The sequence below is a fragment of the Vibrio sp. 3-2(1) genome (assembly GCF_963887575.1).
Classification (GTDB): Bacteria; Pseudomonadota; Gammaproteobacteria; order Enterobacterales; family Vibrionaceae; genus Vibrio; species Vibrio anguillarum.
Map to the genome: position 1 here is coordinate 141,916 of NZ_CAWPGB010000044.1, position 19,183 is coordinate 161,098.

The window sequence follows — 19,183 nt, forward strand, 5'->3', positions numbered from 1 at the left end:
TGTGTGTGGCAAATTTTGCACATTTTTCTTCCCACGAAAATTAAAAAACCGCATTTATGAGCGTTCGAACACAATTTTGTTACTTGCAATATCGTTTTTTGTTAATTAACTCATTATTTTGATCTTCTGCTCATTAACGCAGAGCTTAACAAATGATAGGAAACTAAGGGTGTCTCTATAAACAACGACATAATCAAGTGCAATAACGGATAGAGATATGATTTCATACTGCTAAGAGAGGCATGATGATGAAGTCATCGGATCAGCTCGTAAGCGCATTTGTTCTCTAAAATCCACTCCAGTTGTTAAATTAACACAACCTAAATTGTTAAACCGTTCATCATTTTGATATGAAATAACATACAAAGATAAAATTACCGCCAAAATGAAACACAATTTCGCTCATTCGCGCTTTTGTGAGCAACATATCGAACATTTTCTATTGAAAATGCCACACTAAATATAAGTTTTTCATCGAATAAGGTTTCACCATGACCACAACCACACGATTTGAAACCGATGTTGTTATCATTGGTGGCGGAGCAACCGGTACTGGGATCATGCGCGACTGCGCACTGCGCGGCATTGCGTGTATTTTGCTAGAAAAGGATGATATTGCTTCTGGTACCACCGGGCGAAATCACGGTTTATTACACTCAGGGGCACGTTACGCAGTTACCGATCCTGAATCGGCCAAAGAGTGCATCCAAGAGAATCAAATTTTAAAAAATATCGCCAGACATTGTGTAGAGAAAACCGACGGCCTGTTCATTACTCTGCCCGAAGACGATCTTGCTTTTCAGAGCACGTTTATCGACGCGTGCGCTCAAGCTGGGATTACAACCGAGCCGCTTTCTGCCAAAGAAGCACTGCGTTTAGAGCCTCACGTTAACCCAAACCTTGTTGGCGCGGTCAAAGTACCCGATGGCACACTCGATCCTTTTCGTTTATGCGCTTCCAATGTGCTAGACGCCAAAGAGCATGGTGCGCGGATCATGAACAAAACCATTGTGACGTCGCTGATCCGCCAAGGTGACACAGTATTAGGCGTACGCTGTTTACAGCTCAGCACTCATCAACAGTATGAGATTTTCGCCAAAGAAGTGATTAACGCAGCTGGAATATGGGGACAAAACATCTGTGAATACGCCGATCTCAACATCAAAATGTTCCCCGCGAAAGGCTCATTGTTGATCCTTGATTATCGTATCAACAACCTTGTGATCAACCGCTGTCGCAAGCCTTCTGATGCCGATATTCTTGTCCCTGGTGATACCATTTCACTGATCGGTACTACCTCTGAACACATTGACTATGACCAAATTGACAACCTGCACGTGACTGAAAAAGAGGTCGATATACTACTGGCCGAAGGCGCGAAACTGGCCCCCATCATGGCGAATACTCGTGTATTACGCGCTTATGCGGGTGTGCGTCCATTGGTCTCTATTAATGATGATGGCAGCGGCCGAAACATCAGTCGCGGCATCGTATTACTTGACCACGAACAACGCGATGGATTGAAAGGCCTCACCACTATTACAGGCGGTAAATTAATGACTTACCGCCTAATGGCAGAATGGGCGACCGATTTAGTCGCTAAAAAACTGGGCAATAATACCCCTTGCGAAACTCATACTCGCGCCCTACCCGGCTCCAACGAAACCCCAAAACAGGTGAAAAAAACCGCCAGCATTGCCAAGCCCGTCTATGAATCGGCTATTTATCGCCATGGTGAGCGCGCACAAAATTTCTTATCTGATGATGCAAAGAGCCAAGCGGTTATTTGTGAATGTGAAATGGTGACCGCGGGCGAAATTGAATACGCAATTAAACAACTCGATGTAAATAACTTGGTCGATTTACGTCGCCGCACTCGTTTAGGTATGGGGCCGTGCCAAGGAGAGCTTTGCAGCTATCGCGCCGCCAGCTTATTTCAAGAATATGGTCACGTTTCGGGAAACCAATCGAGCCAACTGTTGGTTGAGTTTTTAGAAGAGCGCTGGAAAGGCATTAAACCGATTTTCTGGGGAGATGCACTGCGCGAGGCTGAATTCAGTTACTGGATTTACGAAGGCTTGTTCGGAGCCAATGACATTCCAACGCAACACAAGCAAAATGAAAGTGAGGAGACGTTATGATGAAATACGACGTCACAATTATCGGTGGTGGAATTGCAGGTTACAGTGCAGGTCTTCGCTGCTTACAAGCGGGTCTAAAAACTGCACTGATCAGTCAAGGCCAAAGTGCTCTGCATTTTTCATCCGGTTCCATCGATGTTCTGGGTAAACTGCCTAGCGGCGAAGCGGTTGAATCCCCTTTGCTCGCCATTGAAGCATTACGTCAACAAGCCCCGAATCACCCTTACAGTAAAATTGGCGCTGACACTATTTCGCAAGGGTTAATGTGGTTTCAAAAAACGCTGCAGCAGCGCGGCATGCCGCTGACACACCAAGCGGACAACAGTAACCACTATCGCATTACTCCGATGGGGACATTGAAAGCCACTTGGTTATCACAACCTTATGTTTATCAACATAAAGCAAATGCTGATTTCAAGCGTATTGTGCTGCTCGCCATCGATGGTTACCGAGATTTTCAACCACACATGCTGCAAGATAACTTACGCGCTCTACCTGCATTTTCGGCTATCCCAAGTGAGATCATCAATATCACGATTCCGGGTTTCGAAGCACTTCGCCATAATCCCAACGAACTGCGATCCATCGATATTGCTCGTTTGCTCAAACAACCACATGCATGGCGCAGTTTTTGTGATCAACTGATCCGTCATGCCACTGTGCAAGATCTAGTGATCCTACCTGCCATCATGGGCAATGGTGATGGGTTAACCTTACTGAACAAACTTAAATTGGAAACCAACTTGCAGTTGCATGAAGTCCCGACCATGCCGCCATCATTAATGGGCATCCGCATTGAAGAGACACTCAGCCGAGCTTTTTTAACTATGGGTGGTACCCATTTAAAAGGCGATAAAGTCATCAGTGGTGAATTTGATGGTAACCGTTTGACCGCCATTCATACTCAAAATCTCAATGATATGCCGATTCAAGCTGACCATTTCGTGATGGCTACAGGGAGCTATTTCAGCCAAGGTTTACAGGCTTCTCATCACGGTATTAGCGAACCCGTGTTCCAATTAGAGACGGAGAGCTGTCATGATCGCGCTCTATGGCGAAACCATGCCTTTTTCTCAGCAAACTCTCACCCTTTCATGACCTTTGGTGTGCTGACCAACACGTCACTGAACCCAACTCATCAAGGTAATATCATTACCAATTTATACTGCTGTGGTTCGATGCTCGCGGGTTATGATCCTGTCTTTGAAGGCAGCGGTGGAGGCGTTGCTATTGCCAGCGCTTACCACGCGACCTCTCAAATTATGGCTCAAACTCAATCTCGACCCGTCATTCAGGAGGTATTAGCATGAGCACCTCTTTTGTTGAAGCCGCACCCAAAAATACCTCTTTTGATCAATGCATCAAATGCACTGTTTGTACCGTTTATTGCCCGGTTGCTAAAGCAAACCCACTCTATCCGGGGCCAAAACAGTGCGGACCGGATGGCGAACGCTTGAGGATTAAAAGCGCAGAGTATTATGACGACCTACTCAAGCTCTGCACCAACTGCAAACGGTGTGAAACCGCCTGTCCTTCCGGAGTGAAAATTGGCGATATCATTGCTGTGGCACGTGGCAAACATGGTAAAAAAACGCTGAGTCCAAAGCTGGTGCGTGATTACGTGCTGAGCCATACCGATCTTTTTGGCACGATCGCCACACCATTTGCACCGATAGTGAACGCTGCTACGGCTATGCCGATGGTAAAAAAACTGATGCACAAGACCATTGGTGTGCACGATCATAAATCACTTCCCAAATACTCACACGGCACGTTTCGTCGTTGGTTTAAGCAGAACTGCACACGCCAACCCCTGTATAACCGGCAAGTGACCTATTTCCACGGCTGCTACGTTAACTATAACCACCCGCAGTTGGGTAAAGATTTTGTCTCTGTGATGAATGCGATGAATATCGGCGTACGGTTACTGGATAACGAGAAATGCTGTGGTGTACCGCTGATTGCCAATGGTTTTCACGATAAAGCACGTAAAAATGCGCTATTGAATGTGAAAAATATCGAAGCCGCGGTAGTTGATCGTCAAACGACGCTCCTCTCCACTTCATCAACGTGTTCGTTTACCTTGCAACAAGAATATCCTCATGTTTTAGGGGTTGATAATAGTAAGGTGGTCAAACAAATCGAGTACGTCACGCGCTTTCTACTCAAAGAGTTCATGAGCGGTAATGCGCCTAAAATGAAACCCGTTAACTTGAAAGTGGTTTACCACACCCCTTGCCACCTTGAACGCAGCGGTAATGTCATTTTTACCATTGAATTATTAAAAATGATCCCAGGATTGGAGTTAGTGGTCTTAGACAGCGAATGCTGCGGCTTAGCGGGAACCTACGGTTTTAAAGAAGAGAACTATGACGTTTCAATGAAAATTGGCGCGCACCTGTTTGATGCAATCAAAACATCGCAAGCTGACTATGCGATTACCGATTGTGAAACCTGTAAATGGCAAATTGAAGAAAATACCGCGTTAGAAACCATTCATCCAATTAGCCTGCTCGCCATGGCGATTGCCTAGTTTACACACCTAGCATTGAGAGTAAAACAGGCCACATTGTGGCCTGTTCTCATACTGCTTGTACTGTGTGAACATTCGTTTTCTAAACGTTATTTAGATAGCGGGCGCTGCTGGCAGTGCTCAATTGCATTGGCCAATAATTCTAACGCACTGGACTGACACTCTGGTAACTGCGCTTGGCTACGGCTAATCGCGGTAACACGATCGCCCCATTTGATGTGCCCAGCCCCCCAAGTTAAGCCCGCCCCGAAAGCGGCCACCAGCAGGTTATCATTCGGTTTGATTTTCCCTTGTTCAACCGCTTCACACAATGCAATAGGTACGGTCGCGGCAGACGTATTACCATAGTGTTGAATGTTAACGAATGCTTTATCTTGGCTAATACCTGATAAGTCACACAAGGTTTGAATGATACGAATATTCGCTTGATGCGGGATCACCACATCAACTTGCTCGGTTGAAAGACCGGAACGCGCCAGCACAGTTTGCGCCGCTGCGCCCATGCCTCGAACCGCACGTTTAAAAATCTCTTTCCCAACAAAATCAAAATCCCAATACCCATTGTCAGCGGCAAAACGATCCATCGATGAGCCAAATTTAGGCACCGCCAAAATATCACGCCCTTCTGCATCACAACCGATTTGTGCATCTTGCAAACCCACTACTTTATCGGTTTTACTCAAAACAACAGCGCCAGCACCGTCACCAAACAACACGGCAGTATCACGTTTGGTCCAATCAATGTAAAAAGAGAGACGCTCAGCACCCACCACTAACGCATGGCGGTAATGACTTGCTTGCATTAAACGCGTCGCAGTTTCTAATCCATAAACAAAACCGGTACAGGCTGCATTTAAGTCAAAAGCGGCTGCATTTTTAATCCCAAGATTCTGCTGCACTTTCGAGGCAATATTTGGGATAAGAGAATCAGGCGAACAGGTTGCGATGATGATGAGATCAATCTCAGTTGCATCAATCCCAGCACAAGCGATGGCGTGTTGGGCAGCCACCGTAGCTAAATCCGAGGTATTCACATGGCTAATGCGGCGCTGTTCAATCCCGGTGCGAGTTTTAATCCACTCATCGGAAGTTTCAATAAAGGTGCTAAGATCATGGTTTGAGAGCGTTGCAGGTGGTAGGCATTTACCCCAACCTGTAATTTCGGCATAGAATTTTGTCATTGTTAACCTGTTTTTGTTGTATTTTCTAATGCAATCCAAAGACCTAAAATTAAAAACTCATCGTATGAAAGAGAAATGAGACTCAAAAGGTCCTTTTGATGTCAGTCAGTATACGCGCTTTTGCTCCGACGTTAAGTCTAGTGCGTTAAATGCGACTGGAGCAAAACACAAAAATAAAGAGAGGAAACCATGTCAACATTCAATACTCGTTGCCCTTCGTGTCACGCAATGAACCGAGTTCCGATAGAACGAGTGACAGAAAGCCCAAATTGCGGTAAATGCCAAGCTCCCCTATTTGATGGAGCGCCCATTGAAGGAACGGAAGCCAATTTCGAAGCACTACTTAATAGTCGCCAACCCGTTGTCGTCGATTTCTGGGCACCTTGGTGTAATCCGTGTGTGGGTTTTGCTCCGGTATTCAGTGATGCTGCGACGGAACGAAAAGGAAACATTCGCTTTATAAAAATTGATACTGAAAGTGAACAAAGCCTCGCCACAAAATTTCAAATTCGCAGCATTCCAACCATTATGGTGTTTAAAAATGGTCAACGAGTCGATATGATCAATGGCGCTTTACCAAAAAGTCAATTTAATCAATGGTTAAACCAAGCCATATTGAAATAATCCATCATTATAACCAATAATAAAGTTGGCATTTTTTATCGATTTATGCCAACTTTACTGCTCATTTCTCTTGCTTTATTTTCGATTAATAAAATTAATCGTTAAGAACATAATTTTTCGTTTTACCTTTCTCAATATCAGCTCCATATTCGCCGCAAAATATCCCATCAATTCTGGTTTTGAGGCAAAGTCAATGGACAACATTACTGTGAACGCGTCTTCACCTCGCATTTCCGTTCCGGTCATTGCGCTATCGCTTTATGCGATTGCCTCAGGCTATTTAATGAGCCTGATCCCATTGATGTTGCCGCACTACGGGCTTGAGAGTTCATTGGCAAGCTGGCTTGCCAGTGCCTTTTACGCTGGCTTATTGATCGGCGCATTAGTCGTTGAACCTGTTGTCAACCGCGTTGGCCACCGAAACGCTTTTGTATGGTGCTTAGCGCTACTCATGTTAACCATTTTTGCCTTACCTGCTCTGCACTATGCCAGTGCTTGGTTAGTGGCACGTTTTGTTGCTGGTATTGCGGTGGCTGGTGTCTTTGTAGTCGTCGAGTCTTGGCTATTGCATGGTGATGAAAAAGGCCGAGCAAAACGCCTTGGTATCTATATGGCGGCGCTTTACGGCGGTACGGCATTGGGCCAATTAGGGATTGGTTATTTAGGCGTATCAGGCGGCGTGCCTTTCATTGCCATCATTACCTTGCTATTAATCGCCAGTGTGGTGCTGATTTATGGCGAATCTGACCAACCGTCAACTCAGCATGCCGTCAGCCTATCACTGAAACAGGTACTCAAACTAAACCATGCCGCCTTGCTCGGTTGCGGAGTTTCAGGGCTCACTTTGGGGGCTATCTACGGTCTAATGCCTGTTGAATTAGAACAACGTGGTATCAGCCATACCGATATTGGCAGCTTAATGGCGCTTGTAGTTTTGGGTGGCATGGCGGTGCAACCTATGGTGCCTTGGCTATCAAAGTTTTTGGGCCGAACACTATTAATGGCGCTGTTTTGCTTGATTGGCTCTGCGGCGATTACCATAACCTTGTTCGATTCAACGATGATGATATTAGCTGCCAGCTTGTTTTTTTTAGGCATGGCGACGTTTGCCCTTTACCCAATCGCCATCAACTTAGGTTGTGATAAGCTCGATGCCAATTACATTGTCTCAGCGACACAAGTTATGCTGTTTAGCTACAGTATCGGCTCTGTGGTTGGCCCCGTGATCGCTGATTGGTTTATGCAAAGATCGCAAGGCTTAATGGGCTATCTCTTTATTGCTTTACTGGCGACTTGTATTTATATGTTGGCTTCAAGCCTCAAAACCAAACGCCAATGGGTGGCGGGGAAATAAGTCGCAGCAAAGCGGATCATATTTTATCGCAAGGCGCACGGTTCAATCGTTGATGGCGATTTGATGCATGCGCCTTTGGTTTTTCTGGTAGTGCACGTTTTTCATGCAGTAGATGGCGGATCGCCAATATAGGGTGAGAGAGCAACATTCTTGGCCCTGCGTAACGCATCACCAATCTCATTTGTTCTTTCGGCTCAGGCTTATAGCAATGAATTGGGCAACGGTTACAGGTGGGTTTATGTTGGCCATAAGGACAGCGATCTAAACGTACTTGCGCATATTCCAACAAGGTTTTGCAACACGTACAGAGTCCAGATTGACAACGATGATGGCGCTGACAATAAATATTCACCATCGCCTCTACGGTGCGAAACTCACTGAGCAGCTCTCCCGTTAAAAGATCGCTATGCATTTTTTCCATTGCCAATAACTCCCATTGAGATCGCAGATAAAAACAAGTATCCTGCGCCACCTTGTTCCTCATGTACCCAAGACTTTGTGTCAAAGAGCAGACGACTATGAACCGCAAAAAGAAAATTAACCAAACACTGCAAAAGCATCTTAAAAAGAAGCATGCCAAGCTGCACGGCAGCAACAAACCTCGTTATATTTCAAAAGCTGAACGTGAAAAATTAGACGCAGAGCAAGCCGCTTCAACCGGCACGGTAGATACTCAACATAGTGAGATTGTGCCTGCTGAAGGTGAGCTACAACAGTAAGTCTTGCTCGATTGGAACAAACTGGCTGGCGACATCAATAAGGCTTTGAGCCGTCAGCCTTGGCACTCCGTACACTTCTACTTTTTTGTTAAAACGCTGTTTAATCCGTTCGACCAATAGCTCGAAATCACCATCTCCTGATACCAGAACAATCACATCCGCTTGCTCTGCCAGCTCAATCGCATCGAGAGTAATACCGACATCCCAATCCCCTTTTGCACTGCCATCACGACGCTGAATGAAGGGCTTAAGCTGAACCTCAAAACCAATACCGCGCAAAATATGGTGGAACTGGCGCTGCTTAGGATCTTGGCTAGCAATCGCATAGGCATTGGCTTTAATCACCTCTCGCCCTTGAGTGGCTACATACCAAAATTGGTTGTAATCAAAATGCTGGCGGTACTTCTCTTTACAGGTGTAATAGACGTTTTGAACGTCGACAAGAATGGCAACTTTTTCCATGAGCTCTCTTCTCAAATAGAAACAAAAACAGCGGCCTGTTCGCCGCTGCTTTGCAAATTGCGCCTAGTATACGCCAAACCACTTCAATTTGTCGTGCAAGCGAGTCACACTGCCGACCACAATCAAGGCTGGGCTTTGTGCTTGTTGCGCTAAAAGGGGTAAATCGTCAAGCGAGCCCGTCAATACTCTCTGTTTATCTGTAGTGCCGCGTTCGATAATCGCGCAAGGCGTTTCTGCGTTCAGGCCAGCATCCAACAAGTTTCGTGTGATGTTCGGGCACTGCTTTAACCCCATATAAAAAACCAAAGTTTGGTTGTCTTGCGCTAAACATCGCCAATTGATCGCTTTACCTTCTTTTTGTAAGTGACCCGTAATGAACTGCACACTTTGCGCGTGATCACGGTGCGTCAGCGGAATCCCCGCGTAAGCCGTGCAGCCTGCTGCTGCCGTGATCCCCGGAACCACTTCATAAGCGATATGATGTTCAGCCAGCGTTTCGAGCTCTTCACCACCTCGGCCAAAAATAAAGGAATCACCGCCTTTCAAACGGACAACTTTTTTACCTTGTTTGGCTTTATCGACCAGAATTTGGTTGATCTGATCTTGCGGCACACAATGAAAATCCAACTGTTTGCCAACGTAGATCATCTCCGCGCAGCTTGGCGCCAGATCTAAAATCGCTTGCGAAACTAAACGATCATACACCACCACTTGCGCTTGGCTGATCACACGTAGCCCCTTAACCGTCAGTAGATCGGGATCGCCCGGCCCAGCCCCTACTAAAGAGACAAAACCGCGACTCGTTACACTGCTTACCATGATTATTCTCTACCTTATCGACAAAAGGATATCGTCATTAAGCGAGGTTAAACCTCACTTAACAATGGTTAGCCAAGGTGACGTTGTGGCAAGGTTTTACCGTGAGTCATGTAAAGGCTTAACCCGGTAAATAACAAGCCGCCCACTAAGTTACCCAATGTGGCCGGAATTTGGTTCCATACTAACCAATCGACGATGGTGAATTTAGCGCCCAACATCATGCCAAGTGGGAACAGATACATGTTCACTACGGCGTGTTCAAAAACCAAACCGAAGAAGATAAAAATAGGTAACCACATTGCAACCACTTTGCCGCTCACAGTAGTTGATGTCATAGCACCGACAACACCTAGACACACCATCCAGTTACACAAGATGCCTTTCACAAACACGGTGATCCAGCCATTAATACCGTGTTCGGCAAAGCCAAGAGTGCGAGCAGTAGACGCTTTGATAAACGCTTGCCCAACCGCGCTCGGCTCGATACTGAAATTCATGGTGAAGGTTAGCGCCACTAAAAAGGCGACGGCAACGGCACCGATTAAGTTACCCAGCCCAACCAAGCCCCAATTCCGTAGAACGCCCGCTTTGGTTACTCCGGCGCGTTTTTCAAACAAAGCTAAAGGTGCTAAAGCAAAAACACCCGTTAATAAATCAAAACCCATTAGGTTCAAAATACAAAACCCCACAGGGAAGACCAGAGCACCAACAATAGGCACTCCGGTTTGCACAGCCGCAGTAATGGCCACAGCGACAGCGATAGCAAGAATCGCCCCCGCCATAATGCCGCGAATCAGGGTATCGCGCGTTGACATGAAGATTTTGCTTTCGCCAGCGTCAATCATTGTTTGCACAAAATCGGCAGGTTTTACATAAGACATAATGGTCCTTATTGTCACCAAAGTTAAAATTAAAAAGGGAAATTGAATAGATAAAGGCTCCCAACCATCAATGCATCACCAAGAGAACTCGATGAACAAGGAACCTTTTTGCTATTGAATCTCATCGTCTCAAAAGCGGCTGTTAAGCCGCGACTTCGACCACACCGTCGGTGACTCGCGCGGCATAAGCTTTCACGCTAAAGCGTCCATCTTCCATACATTGGCCTGTTATGAGATTGAAACGCTGCTTTTTAAGCGGGCTTGCTACCCAGAACTGCTCTTGATGTTGGCAAATAAAACCGCGTGACAACACATTGGCTCGAGCAAAGGGATCCATATTGCTTATCGCCATCACTTCTTGCGCCTCAGTCGGACGGAAGAGAGCCACTTGCTCACCATTCACCAGTGCACACACACCCGTTCCGGGAACAATGTCATTAATGTCACAGATGGCTTGAAATACTGTGTTATTGGCCATGGTTATTTCTCCAAAACAGGGGTAGAGATTGCCGAATCAGCAAGCGCAATGTGGAATATATCGCCTTTCGCTGCTGGGTGTTTTTCGCTATAAGTCGCAGGACGGTGCTGCTCACGAGCGCTGACGAACACGACGTTCTCATCGCGTAAATCAGAATTAATGAAGTGAGTAAAACGAGTTAATTGCTCAGGATGATTAAGCGTTTCTGTCCATTCACAGCGATAATCAGCAATAAGCTTCGCCACATCTGCTTCGAGTTGATCGTTAATGCCCAACTTATCGTCCACAATCACTTCACGCAGGTAATCAACGCCACCTTCTAGGTTGTCTAGCCAAACTGAGGTGCGTTGTAATTTATCGGCTGTGCGAATGTAGAACATCATGAAACGGTCGATGTATTTCAGTAGTGTTGCTTCATCTAAATCAGAGGCCAGCAGATCCGCATGTCGAGGCTTCATACCACCATTACCGCAGACATACATATTCCAACCCGCATCGGTCGCGATCAGGCCTAAATCTTTCCCTTGCGCTTCGGCACATTCGCGGGTGCAACCTGAGACACCAAACTTCATCTTGTGTGGTGTACGGATACCTTTGTAGCGGTTTTCAATCAGCACACCCAAACCGACGCTGTCTTGCACACCAAAACGACACCACGTACTACCGACACACGTTTTTGCCATGCGCAGAGCTTTGGCATAGGCTTGACCTGTCTCGTATCCAGCATCAATCAGTTTGCGCCAAATCTCAGGTAAATCGTCTTTTTGAGCACCAAACAGACCAATGCGCTGCGCGCCCGTCACTTTGGTGTAAAGTTTGTATTCTTGAGCGACATTCGCCAGCACCGCAAGCGATTGTGGTGTGACTTCACCACCCGCCATGCGTGGGATCACCGAATAAGTACCGTCTTTTTGCATGTTGCCCAAGAAGTTATCATTGGTGTCTTGCAAACTGACCAACGATGGCGAGAGCACATGCTCCCCCCAACACGAGGCCAGAATCGAACCAATTGTTGGCTTGCAGACTTCGCACCCATAACCGCGTCCATGTTTTGCCAACATCTCATCAAAACGTTTGATACCGTTAATGCGGATCAAATGGAACAGCTCTTGGCGTGAATACGCAAAGTGTTCACAAATGTCGTTTTTGACTTCCACACCCGATTTAGCCAGTTCAGCATTCAGAACCGACGTCACTAAAGGCACGCAACCACCACAACCGGTTCCTGCCCCTGTCACGGCTTTAATCGCGCCGAGCGTATGATGACCATCGGCCACGGCTTGGGCAATTTTCGCTTTAGTCACATCAAAACAAGAGCAGATCACCGCAGTATCAGGTAGAGCATCCGCGCCTAATGCGGGTTTTTCAGCGCCAGCATGCGCGGGTAGAATCAAGGTGTCTGGGTGTTTGGGCAGCTCAATATCATTGAGTTTGAGTTGCAGTAAATCGCCGTAATCTGACGTGTCGCCGACTAAAACTGCACCAAGCAGTTTTTTACCATCTTCAGAAACGATAATGCGCTTATAAACTTCATCTTCTTCATTTTGATAGACGTAGCTTTTACAACCCGGAGTTCGCCCATTGGCATCGCCAATCGATCCCACCTTCACACCCAGCAGTTTGAGCTTGGCGCTCATGTCTGCACCACTAAATTGGCTCTCATTGCCCACAAGATGATCAACCGCAACCGTTGCCATTTTGTAACCAGGAGCGACCAGACCGAAGAAAGTTTGATTCCAAGAAGCACATTCGCCAATCGCATAAATATCAGGATCGGATGTTTGGCAGTGATCGTTAATGGCAACCCCACCACGCGGCGCGATGTCTAGGCCCATTTCACGAGCTAATTTGTCCTGAGGACGTATCCCTGCGGAAAATACGATGAAGTCAACTTCCAAATCCGAACCGTCGGCAAACTTCATGGTATTACGAGCGGTCTCGCCTTGAGCAACGATCTCTAACGTATTTTTGCTAGTGTGAACTTGCACCCCCATCCGCTCAATTTTATTACGCAGTTGTAAACCGCCTTGCAAGTCAAGTTGCTCAGCCATTAATACCGGAGCAAACTCAATCACATGGGTTTGTACGCCCAACGCTTTCAGCGCGCCAGCCGCTTCAAGGCCAAGTAAACCACCGCCTATCACTACGCCACTTTTGCTCTTTTTCGCGCACGTTTCGATGGCCTTTAGATCTTCAATGGTGCGGTAGACAAAGCAGTCTTTACTTTCATTGCCTTTGATCGGCGGTACAAAGGGATAAGAGCCCGTCGCCAAGACTAATTTGTCATAGCTCACTTCACGGCCAGTATTTGAATAGACCACGCGCTTTTCGCGATTAATGTTAACCGCCCGCTCGCCCATCAAGACATTAATCGCATGCTTTTGATAGAAACCCGGTTTAACAAGCGAAAGCTCTTCAGCGGTATGGTGTGAAAAGTAGGAAGAAAGATGGACGCGATCGTAGGCAACACGCGGTTCCTCACAAAAAACCGTGACATCAACAGCCGATGCCTCCATTTTTTCGACCAAATCTTCGATATAGCGATGGCCAACCATGCCATTACCGATGACAACCAGCTTCATCCTGCTCATATGGGTTCCTAATTATGGTAACGTTTCATTGAGCGAGATTTTTAATTATGAAAGAAAATGAATTACTGATGTAAATCAATTACAAACTCAAACTACCCTAAAGAGGTAGCCATAAAGAGGAGTATCAGAGAAAAATAAACACCTTACCGTGAATACTAGGGGCCGACAGGTATAGGAAGATAATTTATATAGTATGATCACTTCCAATCAAACCTGATCATTTACAACAAAACTTGTCAGTTTTCCTCTGTCAAAACACTTGGCAGAAGTTATATAAACAACTTAAACACGCTCATTATGCTTTAGAGTAGAAGCTTATGACGGCGTTGTTCCTCCCCCCTTTTAGGGGGAGAGAATTAATTTCGTGAGTATTGGGTATGCTATTTATGATGAGCGATATAGGTTGTTGGAATGTTTTTGCCCCTAAGTTGGTTAGAATAAATACTACTATTTACTTAAATAGCGTGTATTTGTCTTACTAAAAGTTATCCTGATTCAGCACATCCAAGGTTATGTCTCAGAACAGTCTAATACCAATCTGAGAATAAATATGATCTAAATGAGCCTATTATGACGACATCGAGTCGAACGTGTGTCTTGCATGGAAGGGCTTTCTTGGAGCGCACCAATAGGGCGAAAACAGACTCAAGAGCGCGGACAGGCCTGACCAGTTATTTTTCCAGATTGGTATAACTCCTTCACTTTACTGCTAATTTTTGGGGTTTGAGTTGTGTGCTAGATGCTTTGCTTCAGGTAGAGCCCCATTCTGATTAAGAGTTCAATTGTGTTGTTCTCACAGATGTACGCCATGAACATTTTTTTATTGCTGACGTTCAGCAGTTCGAAGGCACGCTTGAGGTGTGTCTGTACGGAGCTGTCTTTGATGTTCAACGTCGCCGCCACTTCTTTGACCGACAAATTCAGTGTCGATAGTGAGAGGCACTCGACTTGACGCAGGGTTAAGAAAGGGGAGAGCAATTGTGGGATGACCGCATACAGCTCTTCTGAAGCGCTTCTTGGCTTGAGAGGTTCCGTACGAGTGGTATAACGGCCCATCAGTTGGCTGAGTATACTTTGGGTATCTACGACCGAAACATAATAGCTGACTTTATTATTGACAAACGTCAGTTGTGAGCTGCCCTGATAGACCAGATCTTTCCCCGTTGCTGCCACACCTAAGAACTCTCCCAAATGTTTTCCTTTCACACTCCATTCAATCACAATGTCGTTCTTACAGATAATCACGTGACTTTCTTTGTACTCTAATGTAGGAAAGGCGCGCTGCCACACTCTGATCGTCTCGCAAAAGGAGTCAGAGCCTACCGACAGCTGAAGAGGACTTTCTATCACGGTGCGGGAGGTCATCACATTCGTCACGGCCTCCGTCACTTTGTCATTCCAAACTCGATTCATAAAATTACGTGCGGTCTGAACACACGGTTGGCGATGAATAAAAATACGAACCTTCCTTTGTTGTACTCGTGGGATGAGCCTATCTGAGACGCTGTGCTAGCGCGGTGAACTTGGCGGCAGGCATACTGCCAATCAACAAACCTAATGCGATCAGAGCGCAGCTTACCACTTTTTGTGAAGAAATGACTTCATGAAACATTATGCTTGAACCCAACAGAGCAAAAAGAGGTACAAGCAACGTAAACGGGGACACATGCGACAAATGGTAAGACATCACTAATTTGTTCCAGATCCAGTAGCCAAATAACGTGGTCATATATGCCTGGTATATAATGGAAAACACACCGGGTAAGGTCATATTGTCCATCAAAGCCATAAAACCCTGGGTCCCAACCTGAAGGTAGGATAGAAGACACAACGGGATCGGCGCAAAGAGCATCGACCACACACTGAACGCGAACACGTGTTCAGTGTTGGATTGCTTTAACAGCCCTCCCGATATCGACCAACAAAGCGCCGCCACCAAAATCAGCCCCACTCCGGTCAGCGTCACAGAACCGTCTGACACCGTCAGGCTCAAGGCTAAACCACACAATGCGATCAATGCTCCGAACGCTCGAAGGGGACTCACCGACTCTTTGAGTAACAGCCAACCCAGTCCCAAACTGAATACCACGTTCGTTTGAATAAGCAACGCCGCCATGCCGGGGGATAAACCCGCCCCGATAGCCCAGGTGGACAGCCCCCAAACCCCGACCGAAAACGTCAGGCCATAAGCTGCCGGGTATCCCCAATGTACATCGGGTTTTTTAACAAAAAAGACCGCAGGAATGGCCGCTAGGGTAAACCTCAAAGCGGTCAGCAACATCGGATCCAGTGTATCTAACCCCAGTTTGACGACGGAAAAATTTAGTCCCCAGATCGCCATGATGAACACGCACAGGATGTAATCTTTCAAGCCCATGCGTTATCCCTTTGTTGGCATCGTGTCTGACGCCGCTTGGTGCCAGATCGCGAACTGTTTAGCAAAGTAGGTGACGATGAGATCTGCCCCCGCCCGTTTAAAGCCGATCAGAGTTTCTAACACCGCTTCCTGTTCGTTTAAGATGCCCATTTGCGCTGCGCATTTGATGACCGCATACTCCCCGCTGACTTGATAGGCTGCCAGTGGAAGTAGAGTTTGACGGCGTAATTGGGTCAAAATATCCAGATAAGGGGTTCCGGGTTTGACCATCAAAATGTCCGCACCCTCTTGTTCATCCAACAATGCTTCACTGAGCGCTTGTCTGGCATTGGCGTAGTCGAGCTGATATGTGCGTCTGTCGCCCTTGAGTTCGCACTCTACTGCCTGTCGAAATGGCCCGTAAAACGCCGACGCAAATTTCGCGCTGTGTGCCAGTATCGCGACATGCTCAAATCCCGCTTCATCCAAGCCCTGGCGGATCGCCCTTACCTGGCCGTCCATCATGGAAGAGGGGGCGAGCATGTCCGCCCCTGCTTGCGCGGCATTGACACACTGCTTCACCAAGTGAGCAACCGTCTGATCATTGTCAACGTCCTGATCGGTCATGACACCGCAATGACCGTGCGTGGTGTACTCGCAAAAGCAGATATCGGGGATCACCATCATGTGCGGACACGCTGATTTAATCGTGCTGATCATACGACTCAGCAGACCGTCTCGACACCAGGTGTCACTCCCGATGTCGTCTTTGTGATGACTGATACCAAAGGGCATTACATAGCGGATCCCAAGCGCGTCCAGCGCATGGATTTCATCGACGAGTTGAGTTTCAGGGAGCCGGGCCAACCCCGGCAGCCCGGTGATCGGTACCGGACTGGTGATGGTTTCTTCGACAAATATCGGATAAATCAAATCGCTTAATTGAACCTCATGTTCCCGAACGAGCGCTCTGATCATGGGGGTAGTCCGCAAACGGCGCAGGCGTTTGGTGATACCCGATTGGGTGGTGTGGTTGGATTGGAATTCCATGGGTGGTACTCCTGAGAGTGGGTTGTCTAAAAGGGTGATGAGTGGCCCTCGATCGAGACTATCGAGTCAGGGCCCCTCTGGCGTGATGGTGCGTGTTACACGCGCTCGATGATCATTGCCATGCCTTGGCCGACTCCGATACACAAACTGCACAGCGCATAGCGTCCCTGTTGCTGGATGAGTTGATTCATTGCCGTACCAATCACCCTCGCGCCACTCATGCCCAGTGGGTGGCCCAGCGCAATCGCGCCGCCATTAGGATTGAGGCGCGGATCGTCGCCGTCAATCCCCAGGTGGTTGACCACCGAGAGGACCTGTGAGGCGAAGGCTTCATTGATTTCAATCACGTCCATCTGATCCAGCGACAACTGAGCGAGTTCCAGGACCTTTTTGATCGCCGGCGCCGGGCCAAATCCCATGATGCTGGGTGCAACGCCGGCACACGCCGTGGCCACAATGCGCGCTTTGGGCACCAGTTGGTGATCGGTCAGTGACCGCTCCGACGCGACCAAGAGTGCCGCCGAGCCATCGTTAATGCCCGATGCATTTCCCGCTGTTACGGAGCCCTGTGGGTGCACCACGGGTTTGAGTTTGGCCAAGGTCTCGAGACTGGAGAGTCTGGGGTGCTCATCGGTCTCGATAACCAACGGGCTCTGACGTTTGCGCGCGACTTCGACCGGGACAATTTCGTGACGGAAGAACCCCCGTTCTTGCGCCGCGGCGTATTTGGTCTGACTCCACCGGGCAAACGCGTCCTGCTCATCTCGGCTAATGCCGAATTTGACCGCCAGGTTTTCCGCGGTCTCTGGCATCGAGCAGGTGCCGTACATCTCATCCAATCTGGCATTCACAAAACGCCAGCCCATGGTGGTGTCATAGAATTCGGCGTCGCGGGCAAACGGTAAGTCGGTTTTTCCAAGCACGTACGGTGCGCGTGACATCGACTCCACCCCGCCGGCAATGATCAGGTGCGCTTCGCCCGTTTTGATGGCCCGCGCGGCGTTAGACACAGCTTCCATCCCAGAAGCACACAGTCGGTTGACAGTGGACCCCGGCACTTGGGTGTCCAGTCCGGCCAGCAGCAAACTCATTCGGGCCACGTTGCGGTTGTCTTCACCCGCTTGGTTCGCACACCCCAAAATCACATCGTCGACGCGACGCCAGTCGAGCGTTGGGTAACGTTCTGTGAGTGCTTTTAACGTGATGGCGGCCAGATCGTCCGCGCGGATCGACGACAATGCGCCGGCGTAGCGGCCAATCGGGGTTCTGACGAAATCACACAGGTACGCGTTAGACATGCGCCACCTCCTTGTGAGACGCCGCGAAGCTGGCGGTGATCAATCCTCTGGCTAGATCGATTTCCGATCGGGCAATGCGGTGCTCTCGCTCGGCAAAGATCTCAAGGTGGACATTCGCCCCTAACTGCTCAAAATAGTCGGCCGTCTGAGTGACACGTTCTGCGGAGACCCAAGTATCGGTATGACTGCCCGAGAGCAACATCGTCATGCCATCAAACACGGGCTTTTGAGCCGATGCTGTCGGGCACTGAGGACCAAACAGTCCACCAGTGAATAAAATGGCGCCCCCCATCGGCTGTTGAGACTGCCTGATGAACTCGGCCGCCATGCACGCGCCCTGCGAGAAGCCCATGATCCAGATGCGTTCGCGGCTCACGCCTTGTGAAAGCAAGTTTTGCAGGACGTGATCGATCACCTCGAGCCCCTGATTTAACTGTGGCTGGTTGTCGTCAAGAGCGCGGGTGAACCCTCGGGGATACCAGGTAGCGCCGGGTGCACTCGGCAGATAATAGGTCGCCTCAGCCAAGTTCAATTTGTTGATCAGTTTCGTCATATCGTCTGTAGTTTGGCGGCGTCCATGCAAAAGGATCACCACAGGGTTGCCGGCGCTCAGTTCAGCGCCTTTAATAACCACGGTGTACGGGCTAATGTCAGATTGGGATTTGAGGGTTAACACGTTATCTATTCCTTGTTTTG

Annotated in this window: 18 protein-coding genes; 6 read left to right on the plus strand and 12 right to left on the minus strand. The window is 47.9% G+C overall.

The window, feature by feature from the left end; translation table 11 throughout:
* Nucleotides 1-491: 491 nt before the first annotated feature.
* The 3 genes from glpA to glpC are packed head-to-tail and all read left to right on the plus strand — an operon-like array spanning nucleotide 492 to nucleotide 4,674.
* Complete coding sequence (gene glpA, locus AACQ79_RS13715; RefSeq protein ID WP_088733428.1) at nucleotides 492-2,141, plus strand: anaerobic glycerol-3-phosphate dehydrogenase subunit A; 1,650 nt, start codon at nucleotides 492-494, stop codon at nucleotides 2,139-2,141.
* Nucleotides 2,138-3,451 (plus strand): glycerol-3-phosphate dehydrogenase subunit GlpB, encoded by a 1,314-nt coding sequence (gene glpB, locus AACQ79_RS13720; protein WP_170899236.1) that lies wholly within the window; start codon nucleotides 2,138-2,140, stop codon nucleotides 3,449-3,451. The genes glpA and glpB overlap by 4 nt, the downstream gene beginning before the upstream one ends.
* The gene (glpC, locus tag AACQ79_RS13725) at nucleotides 3,448-4,674 is read left to right on the plus strand and encodes an anaerobic glycerol-3-phosphate dehydrogenase subunit GlpC (RefSeq protein ID WP_013867920.1); all 1,227 of its coding nucleotides are present in this window, start codon (nucleotides 3,448-3,450) and stop codon (nucleotides 4,672-4,674) included. The genes glpB and glpC overlap by 4 nt, the downstream gene beginning before the upstream one ends.
* Nucleotides 4,675-4,763: 89 nt before the next feature.
* Here glpC and AACQ79_RS13730 read toward each other — a convergent pair whose 3' ends face one another.
* A complete protein-coding gene (locus AACQ79_RS13730) occupies nucleotides 4,764-5,855 on the minus strand; it encodes a ketoacyl-ACP synthase III (RefSeq protein ID WP_170899237.1) in 1,092 nt (363 codons plus the stop codon).
* A gap of 189 nt (nucleotides 5,856-6,044) precedes the next feature.
* Between AACQ79_RS13730 and trxC the strand changes: the two genes are divergently transcribed.
* Together trxC and AACQ79_RS13740 are read left to right on the plus strand one after the other, a co-directional pair.
* The gene (trxC, locus tag AACQ79_RS13735) at nucleotides 6,045-6,479 is read left to right on the plus strand and encodes a thioredoxin TrxC (RefSeq protein WP_094150157.1); all 435 of its coding nucleotides are present in this window, start codon (nucleotides 6,045-6,047) and stop codon (nucleotides 6,477-6,479) included.
* A gap of 193 nt (nucleotides 6,480-6,672) precedes the next feature.
* Nucleotides 6,673-7,833: an MFS transporter gene (locus AACQ79_RS13740; RefSeq protein ID WP_017047243.1), complete on the plus strand. Its 1,161-nt coding sequence runs from the start codon at nucleotides 6,673-6,675 to the stop codon at nucleotides 7,831-7,833.
* A 16-nt stretch (nucleotides 7,834-7,849) separates the two neighbouring features.
* Here AACQ79_RS13740 and AACQ79_RS13745 read toward each other — a convergent pair whose 3' ends face one another.
* Entirely contained in the window at nucleotides 7,850-8,254 is a 405-nt protein-coding gene (locus AACQ79_RS13745) for a nitrous oxide-stimulated promoter family protein (RefSeq protein ID WP_202599014.1), read from the minus strand.
* Nucleotides 8,255-8,351: 97 nt separating this feature from the next.
* Between AACQ79_RS13745 and AACQ79_RS13750 the strand changes: the two genes are divergently transcribed.
* Nucleotides 8,352-8,552 (plus strand): DUF2986 domain-containing protein, encoded by a 201-nt coding sequence (locus tag AACQ79_RS13750; protein WP_064626251.1) that lies wholly within the window; start codon nucleotides 8,352-8,354, stop codon nucleotides 8,550-8,552.
* Here AACQ79_RS13750 and AACQ79_RS13755 read toward each other — a convergent pair.
* The 10 genes from AACQ79_RS13755 to AACQ79_RS13800 all read right to left on the minus strand — a co-directional run bounded on the left by AACQ79_RS13755 (nucleotide 8,541) and on the right by AACQ79_RS13800 (nucleotide 19,163).
* On the minus strand, nucleotides 8,541-9,014 hold the full coding sequence (locus AACQ79_RS13755) for a LabA-like NYN domain-containing protein (protein ID WP_010319683.1): 474 nt from the start codon (nucleotides 9,012-9,014) through the stop codon (nucleotides 8,541-8,543). The two genes, AACQ79_RS13750 and AACQ79_RS13755, sit on opposite strands and share 12 nt — an antisense overlap.
* Before the next feature lie 63 nt (nucleotides 9,015-9,077).
* Nucleotides 9,078-9,833 (minus strand): uroporphyrinogen-III C-methyltransferase, encoded by a 756-nt coding sequence (gene cobA / locus AACQ79_RS13760; RefSeq protein WP_170899238.1) that lies wholly within the window; start codon nucleotides 9,831-9,833, stop codon nucleotides 9,078-9,080.
* A gap of 68 nt (nucleotides 9,834-9,901) precedes the next feature.
* Nucleotides 9,902-10,714 (minus strand): formate/nitrite transporter family protein, encoded by an 813-nt coding sequence (locus AACQ79_RS13765; RefSeq protein WP_170899239.1) that lies wholly within the window; start codon nucleotides 10,712-10,714, stop codon nucleotides 9,902-9,904.
* 142 nt (nucleotides 10,715-10,856) lie between these two features.
* On the minus strand, nucleotides 10,857-11,192 hold the full coding sequence (nirD, locus tag AACQ79_RS13770; protein ID WP_170899240.1) for a nitrite reductase small subunit NirD: 336 nt from the start codon (nucleotides 11,190-11,192) through the stop codon (nucleotides 10,857-10,859).
* A gap of 2 nt (nucleotides 11,193-11,194) precedes the next feature.
* Complete coding sequence (nirB, locus tag AACQ79_RS13775; protein ID WP_170899241.1) at nucleotides 11,195-13,783, minus strand: nitrite reductase large subunit NirB; 2,589 nt, start codon at nucleotides 13,781-13,783, stop codon at nucleotides 11,195-11,197.
* A gap of 735 nt (nucleotides 13,784-14,518) precedes the next feature.
* A complete protein-coding gene (locus AACQ79_RS13780) occupies nucleotides 14,519-15,271 on the minus strand; it encodes an ester cyclase (protein WP_339366744.1) in 753 nt (250 codons plus the stop codon).
* A 4-nt stretch (nucleotides 15,272-15,275) separates the two neighbouring features.
* Nucleotides 15,276-16,160, minus strand: coding sequence for an EamA family transporter (locus AACQ79_RS13785; protein ID WP_170899243.1), 885 nt, complete (start codon nucleotides 16,158-16,160; stop codon nucleotides 15,276-15,278).
* Nucleotides 16,161-16,163: 3 nt separating this feature from the next.
* Entirely contained in the window at nucleotides 16,164-17,189 is a 1,026-nt protein-coding gene (hemB, locus tag AACQ79_RS13790) for a porphobilinogen synthase (protein WP_170899244.1), read from the minus strand.
* A gap of 95 nt (nucleotides 17,190-17,284) precedes the next feature.
* Nucleotides 17,285-18,487, minus strand: a complete 1,203-nt coding sequence (gene pcaF, locus AACQ79_RS13795; RefSeq protein ID WP_170899245.1) for a 3-oxoadipyl-CoA thiolase — start codon at nucleotides 18,485-18,487, stop codon at nucleotides 17,285-17,287.
* The gene (locus AACQ79_RS13800) at nucleotides 18,480-19,163 is read right to left on the minus strand and encodes a dienelactone hydrolase family protein (RefSeq protein WP_170899246.1); all 684 of its coding nucleotides are present in this window, start codon (nucleotides 19,161-19,163) and stop codon (nucleotides 18,480-18,482) included. The genes pcaF and AACQ79_RS13800 overlap by 8 nt, the downstream gene beginning before the upstream one ends.
* Nucleotides 19,164-19,183: the final 20 nt, after the last annotated feature.